The following is a 17,732-nucleotide window of genomic DNA, read 5'->3' as shown; positions in this document are numbered from 1 at the left end:
CTCATCTGGCCGCACCGCGTCTTAACCGCCATAGCCAGCTGCCGTGACGGTTGTACGACGGGTGTTGCCGTTACGCCCCGACCGATGTGGAACGCGCCTTTTTCTTCCTGTCGCCGACCTTCAGGAAATTGACGCCGATCTGGTCGCCATTGACCCAGGCCAGCTCGCAGCGCCGGTACGCGAGCCCGGTGGACGACAGCACGAGAAAGAATTCCTTCAGATGGAGGCCTTCGACGGAGCCGTCGATCGTCAGCTTGGCGCCGGTCTCGGAGACGTCCTCCATGGTGCAGTCGCGTCGCCAGGTGCCGTCGATCCCCATCATCTGGGCCGCAATCCCACGTTCGAAAACAACCCTGCTGTTCCCGCGCTGGTCCGTCTTGACCGCCATCTGCCTTGCTCCAGCCCCGTATTTATCCGGCTGCGTTCGGGCGATGATACCGATGGGATGGCTAACAGCCGGTAAATCAGGTTCCGGACCGGGGCGGTGGAACGTTGGCGAGATACCAGTCGCGCAAAGGGCTGAGCGCAGGATGCGCCAGCGAACGCTGGAGATAGGTCCAGATCCGCGGCTGGTGGCGCAGATAATGCGGCTTACCGTCGCGGCGGTTGAGCCGGGCGAAGGTGCCGAGCAAGCGGGTGTTCCGCTGCGCCGACATGATGGCGTAGAGCTCGGCAAAGCCGGCCGGATCGAAGCTCGCATCATCGGCGCGCCGCGCCTTGATGTACCGCGACAGCAGCGTCAGCTCGAGCGCCTCGGGCACGTCGATGCGGGCGTCCTGGAGCAGCGACACCACGTCGTAGGAGTGCGGCCCCAGCACGGTGTCCTGGAAGTCGATCAAGCCGACGCGGGCGATGCCGATACGGTCCGCAAGCCAGATCAGATTTGGCGAGTGATAGTCGCGGATGATCCACGTCTTCGGCGCGGCCAGCGGCTTCTTCAACAGCTCGCGCCACATCGCGAAGAATTCGTCGCGCTTGTCGTCGCTCAGCGGCGCGTTGCGATCGGGCAGATACCATTCCGGCATCAATCCGATCTCGATCAAAAGTGCTTCGATGTCGAAGACGGGAATGTCGTAGGCCTGCCCGTTCAGCGGCAGCATCTCCGGCAACGTCTTGCCGTGCAGCATCGCGAGCACATCGGTCGCGGCTTCATAGCGGTCTACGATCGGCCGCGGCGGATCGCCTTCGATCACGCCCTCGCTGCCAAAGTCCTCGCTGATCAGAAAGCCGTGGTCGAGATCGAAATGATGGATCTGAGGCGCCGAGAGTCCCTGCGCGCGCAGGCCCTCGTCGATCGCGACGAACGGCCTGATGTTCTCGGCGAGATGCACAGCGGCGCTGTAGGATTTTCCGTTGTAGAGCGCGGCGCCGTCCGGGCGCTGCGGAAAGTTCATGAGGATGACGACGCCGTCATCGCGCAGCAGTCGCGCATAGGAGCGGGTCGAGGCGTCGCCGGCCATGCGCTTGCGGCCTGCGTCGATATAGCCGGACCTATCGAGGAAGTCGCGCAACGCCTGCAGCCGCGCAACGACGGCGGCGCTCTTGCCGTAACCGGTGATCTCGGCGGCGCGCGCGTTCGGGCCCAGCGCCGGCCGGTGCGTCAGCGTGATGTCGATGCGATCCCCAGGCATCGCCGACGGCGCGCGCTCCGGCCATTCGATCAGCACCAGCGTGGCATCGGGGAGCGGCGACAGCCCGATCTCCTCGAGTTCGTTCTCGTCCTCGATGCGATAGAGGTCGGCATGCATCACCGGAAATGGCGGCAGCTCGTAGCCCTGCACCAGAGTGAAGGTCGGGCTCGGCACTTCCAGTTCCTCGTCGCCGGCGAGGTAGCGGATCAGGCTGCGGGCGGCCGCAGTCTTGCCGGCGCCGAGATCGCCGGTGAGCGTGATGACATCGCCGGGACCGACCAGCAGCGCGAGGTCGGCCATCAGTTGCGCAGTCGCCGTCTCATTGGGAAGCGCGACGGAGAATGTGGTGGACGCAGTCATTCGGCGGCGTCGCGATGCGCCGCCTGGTCGGTCGGGAAATCGCAGATCACGAGCGTGCCCCGGCCGACGATCGAATCCACCCGCACCTTGCCGCCATGCAGCTCGACGAAGGAACGCACCAGCGACAGGCCAAGCCCGGCGCCGCGGTGACGCGACCCCTGCGAGCGGCTTTCGAACCAGTTGAACACCTTGTCCTTCATGTCGGCAGGTATTCCAGGCCCGGAATCTGTCACGGTGAAGACCACGCTGCCCTCGGTGCGGCGCGCGCTGATGCCGACGGTGGAATCCTGTGGAGAAAACCCGACGGCGTTGGCGAGGAGGTTATAGAGCACCTGCACCACGCGCTTCTCATCGCCGATGAAGCTGCCGATATCGGGCGCGATCTCGACCTTGAGACGGATGCGGTCGGTGGCGAGCCGGTCCTGGATGCCCTCGGCGGCCAGCTCGATGGTCTTGCTGACGTCGACCGGGCCGAGTTCCAGCTTCATGGCGCCGGCGTCGATGGTGGCGAGGTCCAGGATGTTGTTGGTCAGCGCCAGCAGCGCGTTGGTCGATTTGGTGACGTAGTCGAGATATTCGGCCTGCTTCGGCGTCAGCGGCCCCGTGGAGGGATCGCTGAGGAAGTGCGCGAAGCCGATGATGGTGGTGAGCGGCGAGCGCAGCTCGTAGGAGACGTGGTGGACGAAATCCACCTTCATCTGGTCGGCGGCCTCCAGCGCCTCGTTGCGCTCACGCAGCGCACGCTCGACGTTCTCGGTGTCAGTGATGTCCTGGAACGTCAGCATGGTGGCGCCGTCGTGCAGCGGGCGGATCATGCCGTCGAGCACGCTGCCGTCCTTGCGTTCCAGTTTCAGGGGAATGTCGGCGCGGCTCTCGATCGAGGTGACGGCCTCACGGATCTGGCGCCAGACCGCGGGGTCGTCGAACAGCTGGTGGCACCAGCCTTCGACGGTCTGGATATGCGGCTCGTCGCGCATGGCGTCGGCGGACAGCTTCCACATCCGGACGAAGGCCGGGTTGAACAGCTGGGCCTTGCCGTTGCTGCCGAACACCGCGACGCCCTCGGCGAGGCTGTCGAGCGTCTCGCGCTGGACCCGGATCATGCCGTCGAAGCGGCGGGCGAGCTCGAGGCTCTCGGTGACGTCGTCGAACAGATAGGTGACGCCGCCTTCCGGATTCGGCGTGGTGACGACGGAGAGCGCGCGGCCGTCGGGCAGGTACCAGGTGTCCTTGGCGGCCTCCACGGCACGATAGGCCTCGTGCAATTTTGCCTTCCAGGCACGGAAGTCCGGCTGCTCCGGCAGTTTCCGTGCGGCGCGGAGCTGGTCGAGCACGCTGGAATCGTCAGGATTGGCGTCGAGGAAGGTGCGGTCGAGGTCCCACAGCCGCCGGTAGGAATCGTTGTAGAAGGCGAGCCGGCGCTGGCCGTCGAACACGGCGACGCCCGAGGAGAGCTGGTCGAGCGTGCGGCGATGCGCCTCCGCCATCCGCACCAGGGCCGAGCTCAGCGCATCCGCCTCGCTGGCGTCGATCGCGACGCCAACACTGCTGCTGCCGACATTGACCGCGCGGACGTCGTAGATACGCCGCTCGCCGCCGATCACGATGGGCAGCCGGGAGGTGAAGCTGGCGGCCTCTTTCAGGCCGCGGTCCATGGCGGTGCGGTCGGCACTGTCGAGCAGCTCGAGCTTGCGCTCCTGGGCGTCCCCGACGCTGGTCGCCTCCGTTGCGCGGACATAGGCCGGATTGGCGAAAGTGAGCGCGCCGTTCTCGGCCTTGCCCCAGATCGGCCATGGCGCGGCGGCGGCGAAGCCGCGCAGCATCTCGGTCTCGTCGGAGAGCGCCTTGTAGCGCAGATTGGTTTCGGCCAGTTCGCGGCGCAGGCCCGAGAGTTCGCGAATCCTGACAATGGCCTGGCCGCCGATGGCGCGGCCGATGGCCTCCAGCGTGTGACCATGCGCCGTCGTCAGCGTGATCTGGAATCCGTCGCCGCGATCGCGCAGCGCATCGACCGCGTGGTCCATCTGGAGCGCCGGTTCCGGCGGCAGCCAGGTTCCGAACGCGAGCACGCGCTGCGGCGAGGAATCGCGCGGCAGCACCATGGAGATGTCGCCGGAAATCTGCGCGCGGTTGTCGCCGGCCGGCCACGAGATCAGGACCTGCGGCTCGGCGAACAGCAGTGCGCCGAAGCGATCGGCCTGGAGCTGCAGTTCCCCGATCCGCGCGCGCAGCCGCGCCTCGTTCTTCACCGTGCGCACGCGCGTGCGCATCAGCAGGATGGCGGCCACGACCGAGAAACCGAGCAGGGCCAGCGCGGTGGTCAGCACCGCGAGTTCCTGCCGGTTGAAGTCCAGCAATACCGAGAGTGTATCGACGAGGTCGGCAGCCTCAGCCGGCGCAGCCGGCAGCAGCGCCGCGAGAGCGCTTCCAATCATGCCGTTGCGCACGAGCGATGTGCACGACAGCAGCGTCCGACGCATCGACACGATCACGCCTGACATAGTTGCCCCAAGACCGCACGAATCTGACGCGCGGCGACCCCCGTCGCGCGCGCGAATCAAACGACAATACCCTCACCGTGACTCCACCGGTAAGAGTCCAGATCGTGAACGCCGAGGCCGCCCCCCAAAAATGCCGGCGACGCTGTTCCAGCCCACGTCGTTCTTCGGGATGATTCGGCTGGGATTGTCGTGGGTTAGCGGCCGGTCGAGCCGAAACCGCCGGCGCCGCGATCGGTCGCGGACAATGTTGCGGCCGGAACCAGCGTGGCCTGCAGCACGGGCGCGATCACCATCTGCGCGATGCGCTCGCCGCGCTTGATCACGAAGGGGCCCGCGCCGTGGTTGATCAGGATCACCTTGATCTCGCCGCGGTAGTCCGCGTCGATCGTGCCCGGTGAGTTCAGCACGGTGACGCCGTGCTTGGCGGCAAGACCGGAGCGCGGCCGCACCTGCGCCTCGTGCCCGGGCGGCAGCGCGATCGCGAGCCCCGTCGGCACCAGCGCGTATTGGCCGGGGGCGAGCGTCATCGGTTCGCTGTCCGGCACCGCGGCCATCAAATCGAGGCCGGCGGCGTCCGCGGTCTGATAGGCCGGCAGCGGCAGGCCCTCGGCGTGGGCGAGTTGCTGCAGTTCGACAGTGACCTCAGTGCTCAAGATGCGGACTCCGGGGCTTTTCCGGTCACGCTCTTGGCGACATGCGCGACCAGTTCGATGGCGACCTGTTCCTTGGTCATCACCGGCCAGGAATCAACTGCAATCTCGCCGTGCTTCCGACTTATGAGATGAACAGTGTTGCGGTCGCCGCCCATCACGCCTGTTGCGGGCGAGACGTCGTTGGCGACGATCCAGTCGCAGCCCTTGCGGGCCAGCTTGGACTTGGCGTTGTCGATGAGGTGCTCGGTCTCGGCGGCAAAGCCGATCACCAGCGGCGGACGGTTGTCGGTCAGCTTGGAGATCGTGGCGAGGATGTCGGGGTTCTCGACCAGTTGGAGCGGCGGCATGCCGGCCGAGGTCTTCTTCAGCTTCTGCTCGCCTTCGTTGGCGACGCGCCAGTCGGCAACGGCGGCGGCGAAGATGGCGATGTCGGCGGGAAGCGCGGCCTGCACCTGCTCCAGCATCTGCCGCGCCGATTCGACGTGCTTCACCGTGACGCCCCGGGGATCGGCGAGATCGACCGGGCCGCTCACCAAAATCACCTCGGCGCCCGCGGCCTGTGCGGCGGCGGCAATGGCAAAGCCCTGCTTGCCGGAGGAGCGGTTGGCAATGTAGCGCACCGGATCGATCGGCTCGTGCGTGGGGCCTGCGGTGATCAGCACGCGCTTGCCGGCGAGCGGGCGCGGCACCGGCGGCCGCAGCAGGCGCTCGGCGGCGGTGGCGATCTCGATCGCCTCGGACATGCGGCCGACACCGGCCTCGCCCGCCTCGGCCATCTCGCCGGAATTCGGGCCGATCAGCACCACGCCGTCGCGCTGAAGCAAGCCAACGTTGCGGCGGGTCGCCGCGTTGTTCCACATCAGCGGATTCATCGCCGGCGCCAGCAGGATCTTGCGGTTGGTGGCGAGCAGGATGGCGCTGGCGAGATCGTCGGCATGGCCGTTGGCCATCTTCGCCATCAGGTCGGCCGTCGCTGGCGCCACCACGATCAAGTCGCACTCGCGCGCCAGCCGGATATGGCCGGCGTCGAACTCGCTCTGGGGGTCGAACAGATCGGTGTAGACGCGCTCGTGCGAGAGCGCGCTCACCGCCAGCGGCGTGACGAATTGCTGCGCCGCCTTGGTCAGCACGCAGCGGACCTCGATGCGGCGCTCCTTGAGCCGGCGGATCAGGTCCAGCGATTTGTAGGCCGCGATCCCGCCGCCAATGATCAGGGTGACGCTGGCCTCTGCGACGGCGCCGATGCGCTGCGGCGTGGGGGCCGTGGATGGGGCCGGCGGCGGCGCGAACGGCGTCAGCGGCTCCTCGCGGCCCTCGATCAGCTCGCCGAGGATGACCCGCACTTCTTCCTCGACCGACCTGCGGTTCCTGGCCGAGCGCAGGCGCAGATAGGTTTTGACGCCCTCGTCGAGCTTGCGGATGGTCAGGCTTGCCATGACGTCCCTCCAGCACGGATGATAGCGATGCTATCAATCATATGATTGCAGTGCAATCACAGATTCCGGACTGCGATCAGGATTCCGATGAAGGTCGCGGCGATGATCCAGAGCGCGACGGTGCGCCAGCGGTTCTTGCGGCCCTCGCTGCGGCCCATCGCGGCGATGCTCTCCGGCGACAGCCGGATGCCGTCACGGGTCATGGCTTCAAGCTGTTCGAGCACTGCGACCGAACGCTGCGCGATGTCGGGCAGGCGCATCAGCACGCGGGCGAGGTCGCCGCCCCCGGCAAGCGCGCCCTGCACCCGGCCGATCGGTCCGAGATTGCGCTCGATCCATTCGCGCACCACGGGATCGGCGACCTTCCAGATGTCGAGCCTGGGATCGAAGCCGCGCGCCACGCCCTCGACCACCACCATGGTCTTCTGCAGCAGGATCAGTTCGGGCCGCGTCGTCATGTCGAACAGGCCGGTGACCTCGAGCAGCAGCGTCAGCAGCCGCGCCATCGAGATCTCCTCGGCGGTGCGGTTGTGAATGGGTTCGCCGATGGCGCGGATGGCCTGCGCGAAATTCTCGACGGAGTGATGCGCGGGCACGTAGCCCGCCTCGAAATGCACCTCGGCGACGCGGCGATAGTCACGGGTGATGAAGCCGAGCAGGATCTCGGCGAGGAAACGCCGCTCCTTCATGCCGAGCCGGCCCATGATGCCGAAATCGACCGCGACCAGGCGGCCGGCGTCATCGAGGAACAGATTGCCCGGATGCATGTCAGCGTGGAAAAAGCCGTCGCGCAGCGCGTGCCGCAGAAAGCTCTGGATCACCTTGCGGCCGAGATCGGGCAGATCGACCTGCGACTCCGCGAGGCGCTTGTGATCGTTCAGCGCGATGCCATCGATCCACTCCATCGTCAGCACGTTGTGCGTGGTGCGGTCCCAGTCGACGGTCGGCACCCGGAAATCGGGATCGTCCCGCGTGTTCTCGGCCATCTCCGACAGCGCGGCGGCTTCGAGCCGCAGGTCCATCTCCATCGCGACCGAGCGCGACATGGTGTTGATCACTTCGATCAGGCGCAGCCGCCGCGCCTCGGACGAGTAAGCCTCGGCCTTGTGCGCGACGAAGAAGAAATCGGAGAGGTCGCGGCGGAAGCGCGCGGCCACGTTCGGACGCAGCACCTTGACCGCAACCGCCTTGCGGACGCCGTCGCGCACCACTTCGCCGCGATGCACCTGTGCGATCGAGGCGGCCGCGACCGGCGGGCCGAGGTTCGCGAACACATCCGCCACCGGACGCTCCAGCGAGGTCGCGATCACGGCTTCCGCCTCGGTCTGCGAAAACGGCGGCAGGCGATCCTGCAGGCTCTCAAGGTCGCGCGCCATGATGACGCCGACGACGTCGGGGCGCGTGGCGAGGAACTGCCCGAGCTTGAGATAGGCCGGGCCCATCCGCGTCAGCGCGCGCGACATCCGTGGCCCGTCTTTAGGGCCACGCCGCTCGACGATGCGCGCAAGCTTTAGCGCGAGCTGCCCGGGCGGCGGCACCAGGCTCGGATCGACCGAGCCGAACACGCCTTCGCGCGCAAACACGAATGCGGCGCGGATCAGGCGCGAAATGTGGGTGATGGCAGAGATCACAAACGCCAGCCCGAATGCAGTGCGACGATGCCGCCCGACAATGTCTGCCAGTTGACGCGGGAAAAGCCCGCATCGCGGATCATGTCGGCAAAGGCGTTGGGCTTCGGGAACTTGCGGATCGATTCCACCAAATACTGGTAGGACTCGGCGTCGCCCGTGACCATGCGGCCGAGCGGCGGGATCACCTTGAACGAGAACAGGTCGTAAAGTCGATCGAGGCCGGGCATCTCGACGGTGGAGAATTCCAGGCACAGGAAGCGGCTGCCGGGCTTGAGCACACGGTAGGCCTCGCTCAGCGCCAGATCGATCCGCGGCACGTTGCGAATGCCGAAAGCGATCGTATATGCGTCGAAGCTGCGGTCCGCGAAGGCGAGCGCTTCGGCATTGCCCTCGACGAAATCGACTTGGGTCTCGAGATGCCGCTTGGCGGCGCGCTCGCGGCCGACCTCCAGCATCCCGGAATTGATGTCGCAGACGGTGGCGTGAAAGCCCGGCCCCGCCGCCTCGGCGGCCCGGAACGAGATGTCGCCGGTGCCGCCTGCGACGTCGAGCAGCGCGAACGGCCGGTCGGACCTCGGCGGGTTGAGCGCGTTGATCATGATGTCCTTCCAGACCCGGTGCAGTCCGCCGGACATCAGATCGTTCATCAAATCATAGCGCGACGCCACGCTGTGAAACACATCGTTCACCAGCGTCTGCTTGTCCCCCAGGGGAACGTCCTTGAAGCCAAAATGCGTGGTTTCGCCCGGCCGATCCATTACTCTACTCCACTGGGCGAACCATAGCGCGCCCGCCGCAATGGCGCTATCACACCGCCCTCATAAGGTGAATGCCTGACCATGCCCGAATTGCCCGAAGTCGAGACCGTCCGCCGCGGCCTGCAGCCGGTCATGGAGGGTGCGAAAATCCTCGTCGCGGAGGCCCGCAGGCCCGATTTGCGCTTTCCGTTCCAGCCGGATTTCGTGGCCCGGCTCCAGGGACAGGTCGTCACGGGGCTGGGACGCCGTGCAAAATATCTCATGGCTGATCTCGCCTCCGGCGACGTGCTGCTGATGCATCTGGGCATGTCGGGCTCGTTCCGCGTCATCAAGCCGGACAACGACGCGTCGCCTGGCGAGTTTCACTATCCGAAAGGCAAGGACTCCGCGCACGACCACGTGTTGTTTCGGATGTCCTCCGGCGCCGACATCGTCTTCAACGACCCGCGCCGCTTCGGTTACATGAAAGTGATCGCGCGCAACGCGCTCGATGACGAGCCTCTGCTGCGCGACCTCGGCCCCGAGCCGCTCGGCAACGCGTTCGATGCGGCGATGCTGGCGCGGTCCTGTCAGGACAAGACCGCGAGCCTGAAGGCCGCACTGCTCGACCAGCGCGTGGTGGCAGGGCTCGGCAACATCTATGTCTGCGAAGCGCTGCACCGCTCCCACCTGTCGCCGCGCCGGATCGCCGCGACGCTGTCGACAAAAAAGGGCGAGCCGACCGATCACGCCAAGCGATTGGTGAGTGCGATCCACACCGTGCTGAACGACGCCATCAAGGCGGGCGGATCGTCACTGCGCGATCATCGCCAGACCTCCGGCGAGCTCGGCTATTTCCAGCACTCCTTCAAGGTCTACGATCGCGAAGGCGAGACCTGCAAGACGCCCGGCTGCGGCGGCACGGTGAAGCGGTTCACGCAGAACGGCCGGTCGACCTTCTGGTGTCCGAAATGTCAGAAGTGATGTAGCGCCGTAGATGGGGTAACGGGCCCCGGAGGCCTTCCAGTCAAGCCGCGCTAGCTACGGCGCTATTTTGATTGCGCGCGTCGCGCGGCTTGACTGGAAGGTTTGCGGTCGTCCCTCACATTGATGGTGTAGCGGAGTCGAGGCCTAAGCTTCGCTCCAAGCATCAAGGAGGAACGACCATGGACTACTATGCCGGAATCGACGTGTCATTGGAATGCTCCAGCGTGTGCGTTGTCGACGCGAGCGGAAAGATCGTTCGGGAGGTCAAGGTTGCCAGCGAGCCTGTGGCGCTGATTGGCTGGTTCCGCTCGCTCGGGTTCGAACTCGCCAGGATCGGGCTGGAGGCCGGACCGCTGTCTCAGTGGCTTTATACAGCCATGAAGCACGAGGGCCTCGCGGTCGAGCTCCTGGAAACGCGGCACGTGAGCGATGCCTTCAAGGCGATGCCGGTGAAGTCGGACCGTAACGACGCCCGCAACATCGCGCAATTGATGCGGCTCGGCTGGTTCCGGCCGGTGCATTGCAAGTCGATGAGTGCCCAGGAGACCCGTGCGATGCTGACGGCGCGCAAGCTGATCCAGGCCAAGCTTCAGGACATCGAGAACAGCCTGCGCGGGATCCTGCGCGGCTTCGGATTGAAGGTTGGCAAAACGGCGAAGCGCAGTTTTGCGGCACGCATCCGTGAGCTGGTGGCCGGCCATCCGGCCCTCGAGACGATCGCTACTGCGACGCTGGCGGTTCATGCAGTGCTACTGCGCAGGACGACTGCCATGGCTTAAAGCAAGAGCACACAGATTCGGGCGGGCATCACACCAGCCTCCCCGAAGCGAAGTCCCTTCGCCGGGACGATGGATCAGGCCAGGCCGTCATCCGGGTTGTCGACGCATCCGTCGATGCGATCACGCTTCCGTAGATTGGCCGACCTGCTCCTCTCTAGAACCCCATCAGGCGACGGCCACCGCGCCGATCCCGTACAGAAGCAGGTTCCCGGCGAGTGGACGACGCAAAAAGGGATTGACTAACCAGGGCCCGTTACAGAAGCCCGGATGGAGCGCAGCTCCATTCCGCCCGACAAGTCAGACGCCTGCGCGCCGTTACCGAGATGACTCGGCCACGATGCGTTCTACTGTGCATGGGGTTGTTTTCGACATTTCTGTGCGACGGCATCCCGCCATCGCCAAAAACGCGAAGCGAAGCAATCCGGCCGGGCTGGTGGCCGGATTGCTTCGTCGCTGGGGCCCTTCCGGATGGTGAAGGGCCGACTGCCGCCTGAGCGATTGCCCCGCTCAGGACGCCAGGGTTTCGTCCGCCGCAAGCTCGGCGGCGACGTGCAGCATGCCGTCCGCGGCCGAGATGACCTGGTCGATCAGCACATTGGTGGTGGCTCCGAGCTCGAGCCGGGTCTCGACCCAGCGCCAGAGGCCGCGGATCTCGTCCGCCGACTTGCCGTTCGGTGCGAATTCGCTGACGGCGAGGCCGCTGGCGAGCGAGTCCTGGTGGTCGTTGCGCATCACGATCAGCGGGCGCGCGAGCACGTCGGCGAGATCGAGCGCGGCTTCCTCGGCGAGCGTGTTGGCGGCGTTGTCGATGCGCTGGCCGCGGATCGGCGTCTGGTTCAGCACGAAACTGTAGGGACGCTTCCAGGCGCGCGCGACGCTGAGGGTGGAGACCGTCGCCTCGATGTCGGCGACGCTCGGGCGGGCCGGGATCAGGCAGAGGTCGGAGTAGCGGATCGCGGCGGTGGTGGCGGCGGACAGGCCGGCCGCGGTGTCGACGATCGCAATCTGCAGGCTGCTGTCAGCCAGCATCTTCAGGCGCGGCTCGATATCGGCGGCCTGATAGATCGGCTCGACGACGACGTCGTCATTGTTGCGGCGGCGCAGCCAGTTGGACAGGGTGCCCTGCGGGTCGGTCTCGATCAGGCGGACGGTGAAGCCGGCCTGCCTGGCTGCCAGCGCGAGGCCGATGGCGAGGGTGCTCTTGCCGCTGCCGCCCTTTTGGGTGGCGAGTACGATCGTGTGCATTGGAAGATGAATCCTTTGGAGTGCCGGGGTCTGGGGAAACGCCACGCGAACGTGCATCGCTTCTCGATGCTGAGCTCTTCTCGCTCAGGACGTGCCCTGCCCGATCCAAAGGGGACCGCGGATGTCCGAATCAACGCCAACAATGATGGCAGAATCGGGAATGCCAGCTAATCCGTACCATTACTGGACCCGTAATCGTGCGTGTGGTGTGCTCGCCGCCGTGAATGAGAGGGACGAGCGGCATGAGCGGAAACTGGCGCGACCGGACGGCAACGACCTTTGACTGCCAGAAGATGCCGGCGGTCTCGAGCCGTGGCATGGTGGTCAGCAATCACCCGCTGGCCTCCAGCGCCGGCGCCGAGATGCTGGCGGCCGGCGGCAATGCCATCGACGCCGCGATCGCCACCCTGTTCACGCTGACCGTGGTCGAGCCGATGATGGTCGGCATCATCGGCGGCGGCATGGCGCATATCCGGCTCGCCGACGGCAGCCATCGCTTCATCGACGGCCAGAGCACCGCGCCCGCGGCGGTGCGCGACACCACCTACACGTCCAGGCCGGGCTCGGCGCATGACGTGTTCGACACCGTCGGCGACGAAAATCTCAACGGCCCGAAGGCCGTCGCCACGCCGGGCTCGCTGAAGGCCTGGTGCGAGACGCTGCGCAGGTTCGGCACCATGAGTCTCGCCGACGTCCTGCAGCCCGCGATCAAGCACGCCGCGCGCGGCTATGCGGCAACACCTTATTTGCACGAATGCATCAGCGAGAGCGCCGCCGAGATGCGCAAGGACAAGCCGATTTCGGCGATCTACCTGCCGAACGGCGCGCCGCTCAAGGTCGGCGAGCGCGTCGTGCAGGCCGAATATGCCGAGACGCTGCGTTATATTGCCGATCACGGTGAGGCCGCGCTCTACGAGGGGCCGCTCGGCGACATCCTCGCCGACTACATGGAGAAGACCGGCGGCTTCATCCGCCGCAACGATCTCACCAACTACAAGACCGTCGAACGGCAGCCGATCCGCGCCGACTATCGTGGCTGGACTATTCTCGGCCCGCCGCCGCCCGCAGCCTCCGGCGTGCACATCGCGCAAATGCTGAATATCCTGGAGGGCTATGACATCGGCGGCCTCGGCTTCGGCACACCGGAGACGATCCACTACCTCGCCGAGGTCCTGAAGATCGCCTTCGCCGATCGTGCCGCGGCCAGCGGCGACCCGGACTATGTCGGCGTGCCCGTCGAGCGGCTGACCTCGAAGGCCTATGCCGAGGAGCGCCGCCGCGCCATCGATCCGGCGCGGGCGCAGGCCTGGGGGGCCGGCGTGTCACCGCTCGAAGGCGCGCACACCACCCACATGACGGCGGCGGACAGCTTCGGCAACGTGGTGGCGACCACGCAGACCATCAACAATCTGTTCGGCGCCAAGATCATGATCCCGGGGCTGGGCGCCATCGCCAACAACTACATGAACCTGTTCGATCCGCGTCCCGGCCACGCACTGTCGCTGGCGCCGGGCAAGCGCGTGACGACCTCGATGTCGCCGATGATGGCGGTACGCGACGGCAAGCTGCGCTATGCGCTCGGCCTGCCCGGCGGCAAACGCATCTTCCCGAGCGCGATGCAGGCGCTGGTCAATCTGATCGACCACGGCATGAGTCTGCAGGAGGCGGTCGAGGCCCCGCGGGTCTGGACCGAGGGCAATGCGCTCGAGGTCGAACAGACCGTGCCGGAGGCCGTGCGCGCGAAGCTCGCGGGGCTCGGCCACAAGGTGCAGCCGGTTGCGACGGTCGCCGGCGGAATGAACGGCATCGCCTTCCACGACGACGGCACCACGACCGGCGCCGCTTGCTGGCGCGCGGACGGCACGCCGGTCGGGATTTCCGGTGGCCTTGCGAAGGCCGGGATCAGGTTCAGGCTCGCCTGAGTGTCATTTTTTAGCGTTGCCGCCGGCGAGGTCTGCGGCGGCGCGCGCGATCAGGTCGGTTGCGCTTGCTTCGGTCTGAATCGATCGTACCTTGACGTCGATCGTGATCAGCTTCCATTCGCCCTCCGACACGGCGTAGTCCAACTCGTAACTCAGCCGTGAGGGCGTCGTGTCGAAATGGCCGCGCAGCAACAGCACGCTGTTGTCGTTGATCGCCGGGTCTTCAGTCGCAACGATCGGCATGCCGGCAATGGCGTCGATGTGATGCCCGGCAAAGGTCCTGAAGGCCTGCTTCAGCGTGTCGGATGAATAGCGTTCGCGAAACGATCTCGCCATTTTCGCATAGAGGACATTGTAGTTGCCGGTGAGATTGGCGTCGTTGAGCGTCAGCAGCGCCACCTTCACCATCACCTCCTCCACTTTCGGCGTCGGCAGCGCCGGCGATTGTGCCCGGGCCGCGAAGCCCATCAGCGCGGCTATCACCGCGATGGAGAGGGAGATTGGACGACGCATCATGTTACTTCCGTACGCAGATGACGCGAACGACGGCGGCTTTCGCGTCCGTGGACGTGCCGTTCGCAGCGACACCGTTCGCCTTCAGGAAATCACGCGCCGTCTCCGCCGAGACCATCGCCGCTTGTGAGGCCGGCACTGATGTCGCAGGTCCCGCGATCATCGCCGGCTTCAGCAGTGCAACGCCGGCGAACTTGCCGTCGGCGTCGATGGCGGGGCCGCCGGAGAAGCCAACCGCCGGCGGTGGCGACAGCGCGGAATCGCCGCCACCGACCGATGCCAGCGCGCCCTTGAGGCTCGACACGCCGGCCGCACCGCCCTGGCTCTGCGGATCGGCGATGCCGACGACATCGACGCTCGTCTTCGCCCCGCCACCTGCGAGGCTGAGCGGCTTCAGGCCGCGCGCGCCGTAGATGTGCAGCAGCGCGAGATCGTGCTCCTTGTCCTCGGCCAGACGGTCGGCGCTGCCGTAGCCGGCGATGGTGATCGCAAGACAGCTATCGGTGACGAGGCGGTCGGCCAGAATCGCGCCGTCGTCGCTGACGACGAGGCCGGTGCCGTATTCGACGTTCTTGCGCGGCGGTGGCCCGGCTTGCGGCCCAGACGGGAATGCGTTGAACGCGCTCGACATCGCGATCACGACCGGCTCGACCGTGTTCTCGGTCGCCTGGTCGTAGAGGATCGTCATGATGCGGACTTCGTCGCCCTTGAAGGTGCCGCGCACGTAGAATTTCTTCAGGCCCTGCAGTCCCGACAGCACGAAGAAGTCGGGCTTCACCACGGTGTAGTCGACCTTGCGGCCGGCAGGCTCCTTCTTCTCGAGATCGGCGAGCTTTGCGGTGGTGGGGTTGGCCTCCTTGCGGCGACTGAGCAGCACCTGCACGGTTCCGGTTGGCGAGGTCCATTTCGAGCCGTTGGCGTCGGTGGCCTGCTGCGGCACCAGCTTCGAGGGAATGCCGAGCCGTGCGCCGCTGGTCATTTCCGTCACGAGTTTCCAGCCGACGCCCTCCTGCTTCCGCCGCGCGGTCTCGGCGAGCGCGGCGCGCTCCTGCGGATTGAGCACGCCGGTCGGCTTGCCGCCCTTGAGCTTCTGGTATTCCTTGATGGCCTCGACCATGCGCGCGCTGACGTCGCCGGTGATGGCGCCGTTATACTGGCCGACCCAGGCGAGGTCCGATTTCAGCGACAGCCGTTCCGCCTGCGTCATGCCGTCCGCCGTCTCCGACGGCGTCTGCAGGGCAGGCGGCTTGATCGGGACGGTCTGGACCACCTTGGGCTTGGTGCCGGGGACCTGCGGCGTCGTCATCTGGGCGCTCGCGCCTGTGGCAGAAGTCAACATCAGTGTTGCCGCAAGCATCGATCTCATGACAAATCCAGCCAGCCCATTGAACGCAATGCCATTCAAGCACATCTCGTTGGTCGCGAACACTATTGGGGTGGTTCAGGAGTCAAAGAGCTTGCTCAGCCCGGACGAACTCGAACGCTATGCCCGCCATATCGTGCTGCGCGATGTCGGTGGGCCGGGCCAGGCTGCGCTGCAACGGGCCTCCGTGCTGGTGATCGGCGCCGGCGGGCTCGGTGCGCCCGCTTTGATGTATCTGGCTGCCGCCGGGATCGGCACGCTCGGCGTGGTCGATGACGACGTTGTGTCGCTGTCAAACCTCCAGCGCCAGGTGATCCACACCACGCCCGACATCGGCCGGCACAAGGTCGACAGCGCCGCCGAACGGATCGCGGCGCTGAATCCGCATGTCCGCTTCGTCGGCCACGCCACCTGGCTCAACGCCGACAATGCGCTCAGCCTGATAGGCGACTACGATCTCGTGCTCGACGGCTCCGACAATTTCTCGACGCGCTATCTGGTCTCGGACGCCTGCTTCTTCGCGAAGAAGCCGCTGATCACGGCGGCGCTCGGCACCTTCGACGGCTCGCTCACCACCATCCGCGCGCATGAGACGAACGCCGACGGAATATTCAATCCGACCTATCGCTGCCTGTTTCCGGAGGCACCGCCGCCCGGCACGGTGCCGGCCTGCGCGGAGGCCGGCGTCATGGGTGCGCTTGCGGGCCTGATGGGCTCGATGATGGCGCTGGAGGCGATCCGCGAGATCGTCGGGTTTGGCGACGGCCTGGTCGGCCGCCTCCTGATGGTCGATGCACGCGCGATGCGCTTCGAGACGTTGCGCTACGCGCGCGATCCGGCCAATCCGCTCAATGGCGATGGGCCCGTGGTCGCGGACCTCAGCGCCCATCGCACTTGATTGTCGCCGTTACCTGGTGGCCGGCTTCTCGCTGTCGAGATGCGCCATCTGCTCGGCGGCGTAGCGTGTGCCGGAGGCGATATCGGGCGGAAAGGCCTTGGCCAGCGCCGCGAGGTGAGCCGGCGTCAGCGTGACCTTCGTTGCACCGAGCGCTTCGGTGAGACGGTTGCGGGTGCGTGCGCCAACCAGCGGTACGATTTCCTGGCCTTGCGCAGCGACCCAGGCGATGGCGAACTGCGCTGGCGTCGCGCCGATCGCGGCGGCGATCGCGCGCAGCTGTTCCACCAGCGCGAGATTGGCGTCGAGGTTCGCGCCCTGGAATCGCGGCGTCATCAGCCGGTAGTCCTTGCCGGTCTTGCCGGAATCCTTCGACCAATGGCCGCTGATCAGGCCACGCGCCAGCACGCCATAGGCGGTGATGGCGATGCCGAGCTCTCGGCACGTCTTCAGGATGTCGCGCTCGATGCCACGCTCGATCAGCGAATATTCGATCTGCAGATCGGCGATCGGATGTACGGCATGCGCGCGGCGGATGGTGTCTGAGCCCACCTCCGACAAGCCGATATGCCTGATGTAACCGGCCTTCACGAGATCGGCGAGGCCGCCGATGGTCTCCTCGATGGGAACGCTGGGATCGAGACGGGCCGGACGGTAGACGTCGAGGTAATCGGTGCCGAGCCGCTGCAGCGAGTAAGCGAGGAAGTTTTTGGTCGCGGCCGGCCGTGTGTCCATTCCGATGAAGTCGCCGGCCGGACCGCGCAGCGCGCCGAACTTGACGCTGATCTGCACTTTTTCGCGCGGCACACCTTTCAGCGCCTCCCGCACCAAAAGCTCGTTGTGCCCCATCGCGTAGAAATCGCCGGTGTCGAGCAGCGTGATGCCGGCATCGAGCGCGGCATGGACCGTGGCGATGCTCTCGTCGCGATCGGCGGGGCCATAGACCTCCGACATGCCCATGCAACCGAGGCCGAGGGCGGAGACATTGGGGCCCGTTGAACCGAGTTTGCGCTGTTCCATGATGGCTCCCTCGAAAGGCGGCTGATGGCGCCGCGTGACGAGGCGAGATATGCGCCTGC

14 protein-coding genes and 1 pseudogene are annotated in these 17,732 nt (G+C 66.2%); 4 read left to right on the top strand and 11 right to left on the bottom strand.

All coding sequences use genetic code 11. The features are described from left to right. Positions 1 to 70 precede the first annotated feature (70 nt). From F8237_RS14825 to ubiE, 7 genes are all read right to left on the bottom strand, one after another. Positions 71 to 388, bottom strand: coding sequence for a PilZ domain-containing protein (locus F8237_RS14825; protein WP_151645686.1), 318 nt, complete (start codon positions 386 to 388; stop codon positions 71 to 73). A gap of 76 nt (positions 389 to 464) precedes the next feature. Next, the gene (tsaE, locus tag F8237_RS14820) at positions 465 to 1,991 is read right to left on the bottom strand and encodes a tRNA (adenosine(37)-N6)-threonylcarbamoyltransferase complex ATPase subunit type 1 TsaE (RefSeq protein ID WP_151645683.1); all 1,527 of its coding nucleotides are present in this window, start codon (positions 1,989 to 1,991) and stop codon (positions 465 to 467) included. Continuing rightward, complete coding sequence (locus F8237_RS14815; protein WP_151645681.1) at positions 1,988 to 4,492, bottom strand: sensor histidine kinase; 2,505 nt, start codon at positions 4,490 to 4,492, stop codon at positions 1,988 to 1,990. Before F8237_RS14815 ends, tsaE begins: the two co-directional genes overlap by 4 nt. Before the next feature lie 194 nt (positions 4,493 to 4,686). Next, positions 4,687 to 5,145: a dUTP diphosphatase gene (gene dut, locus F8237_RS14810; RefSeq protein WP_151645679.1), complete on the bottom strand. Its 459-nt coding sequence runs from the start codon at positions 5,143 to 5,145 to the stop codon at positions 4,687 to 4,689. Next, entirely contained in the window at positions 5,142 to 6,581 is a 1,440-nt protein-coding gene (gene coaBC / locus F8237_RS14805; RefSeq protein ID WP_151645677.1) for a bifunctional phosphopantothenoylcysteine decarboxylase/phosphopantothenate--cysteine ligase CoaBC, read from the bottom strand. The genes dut and coaBC overlap by 4 nt, the downstream gene beginning before the upstream one ends. 56 nt (positions 6,582 to 6,637) lie before the next feature. After that, positions 6,638 to 8,212, bottom strand: coding sequence for a 2-polyprenylphenol 6-hydroxylase (gene ubiB / locus F8237_RS14800; protein ID WP_151645675.1), 1,575 nt, complete (start codon positions 8,210 to 8,212; stop codon positions 6,638 to 6,640). Further along, positions 8,209 to 8,970: a bifunctional demethylmenaquinone methyltransferase/2-methoxy-6-polyprenyl-1,4-benzoquinol methylase UbiE gene (ubiE, locus tag F8237_RS14795; protein WP_151645673.1), complete on the bottom strand. Its 762-nt coding sequence runs from the start codon at positions 8,968 to 8,970 to the stop codon at positions 8,209 to 8,211. The genes ubiB and ubiE overlap by 4 nt, the downstream gene beginning before the upstream one ends. An 81-nt stretch (positions 8,971 to 9,051) precedes the next feature. Between ubiE and mutM the strand changes: the two genes are divergently transcribed. Both mutM and F8237_RS14785 read left to right on the top strand, forming a co-directional pair. Continuing rightward, positions 9,052 to 9,933, top strand: coding sequence for a bifunctional DNA-formamidopyrimidine glycosylase/DNA-(apurinic or apyrimidinic site) lyase (gene mutM / locus F8237_RS14790; RefSeq protein WP_151645671.1), 882 nt, complete (start codon positions 9,052 to 9,054; stop codon positions 9,931 to 9,933). Positions 9,934 to 10,115: 182 nt separating this feature from the next. Then, a pseudogene (locus F8237_RS14785) lies at positions 10,116 to 10,709 on the top strand (IS110 family transposase); the annotation flags it as partial. A gap of 513 nt (positions 10,710 to 11,222) precedes the next feature. Here the strand turns inward: F8237_RS14785 and F8237_RS14780 are convergent. Further along, positions 11,223 to 11,960, bottom strand: coding sequence for a ParA family protein (locus F8237_RS14780; RefSeq protein WP_151645669.1), 738 nt, complete (start codon positions 11,958 to 11,960; stop codon positions 11,223 to 11,225). Between the two features lie 242 nt (positions 11,961 to 12,202). Between F8237_RS14780 and ggt the strand changes: the two genes are divergently transcribed. Continuing rightward, positions 12,203 to 13,882: a gamma-glutamyltransferase gene (gene ggt, locus F8237_RS14775; protein WP_151645667.1), complete on the top strand. Its 1,680-nt coding sequence runs from the start codon at positions 12,203 to 12,205 to the stop codon at positions 13,880 to 13,882. 3 nt (positions 13,883 to 13,885) lie between these two features. Here ggt and F8237_RS14770 read toward each other — a convergent pair whose 3' ends face one another. After that, positions 13,886 to 14,398 carry a hypothetical protein gene (locus F8237_RS14770; protein WP_151645665.1) on the bottom strand — a complete coding sequence of 171 codons (513 nt, stop codon included), beginning with the start codon at positions 14,396 to 14,398 and terminating at the stop codon, positions 13,886 to 13,888. Between the two features lies 1 nt (position 14,399). Then, complete coding sequence (locus tag F8237_RS14765) at positions 14,400 to 15,761, bottom strand: serine protease (RefSeq protein WP_162006057.1); 1,362 nt, start codon at positions 15,759 to 15,761, stop codon at positions 14,400 to 14,402. 91 nt (positions 15,762 to 15,852) lie between these two features. Here F8237_RS14765 and F8237_RS14760 point away from each other — a divergent pair, with 91 nt between their 5' ends. Next, complete coding sequence (locus F8237_RS14760) at positions 15,853 to 16,656, top strand: HesA/MoeB/ThiF family protein (RefSeq protein WP_151645661.1); 804 nt, start codon at positions 15,853 to 15,855, stop codon at positions 16,654 to 16,656. A gap of 9 nt (positions 16,657 to 16,665) precedes the next feature. Here the strand turns inward: F8237_RS14760 and F8237_RS14755 are convergent, their stop codons facing one another. After that, positions 16,666 to 17,673 (bottom strand): aldo/keto reductase, encoded by a 1,008-nt coding sequence (locus F8237_RS14755; protein ID WP_151645659.1) that lies wholly within the window; start codon positions 17,671 to 17,673, stop codon positions 16,666 to 16,668. Between the last annotated feature and the right edge of the window lie 59 nt (positions 17,674 to 17,732).

Origin of the sequence: Bradyrhizobium betae (genome assembly GCF_008932115.1) — a bacterium.
In the GTDB taxonomy this organism is placed as follows: domain Bacteria; phylum Pseudomonadota; class Alphaproteobacteria; order Rhizobiales; family Xanthobacteraceae; genus Bradyrhizobium; species Bradyrhizobium betae.
This window is presented reverse-complemented; position numbering and strand designations above follow the sequence as displayed.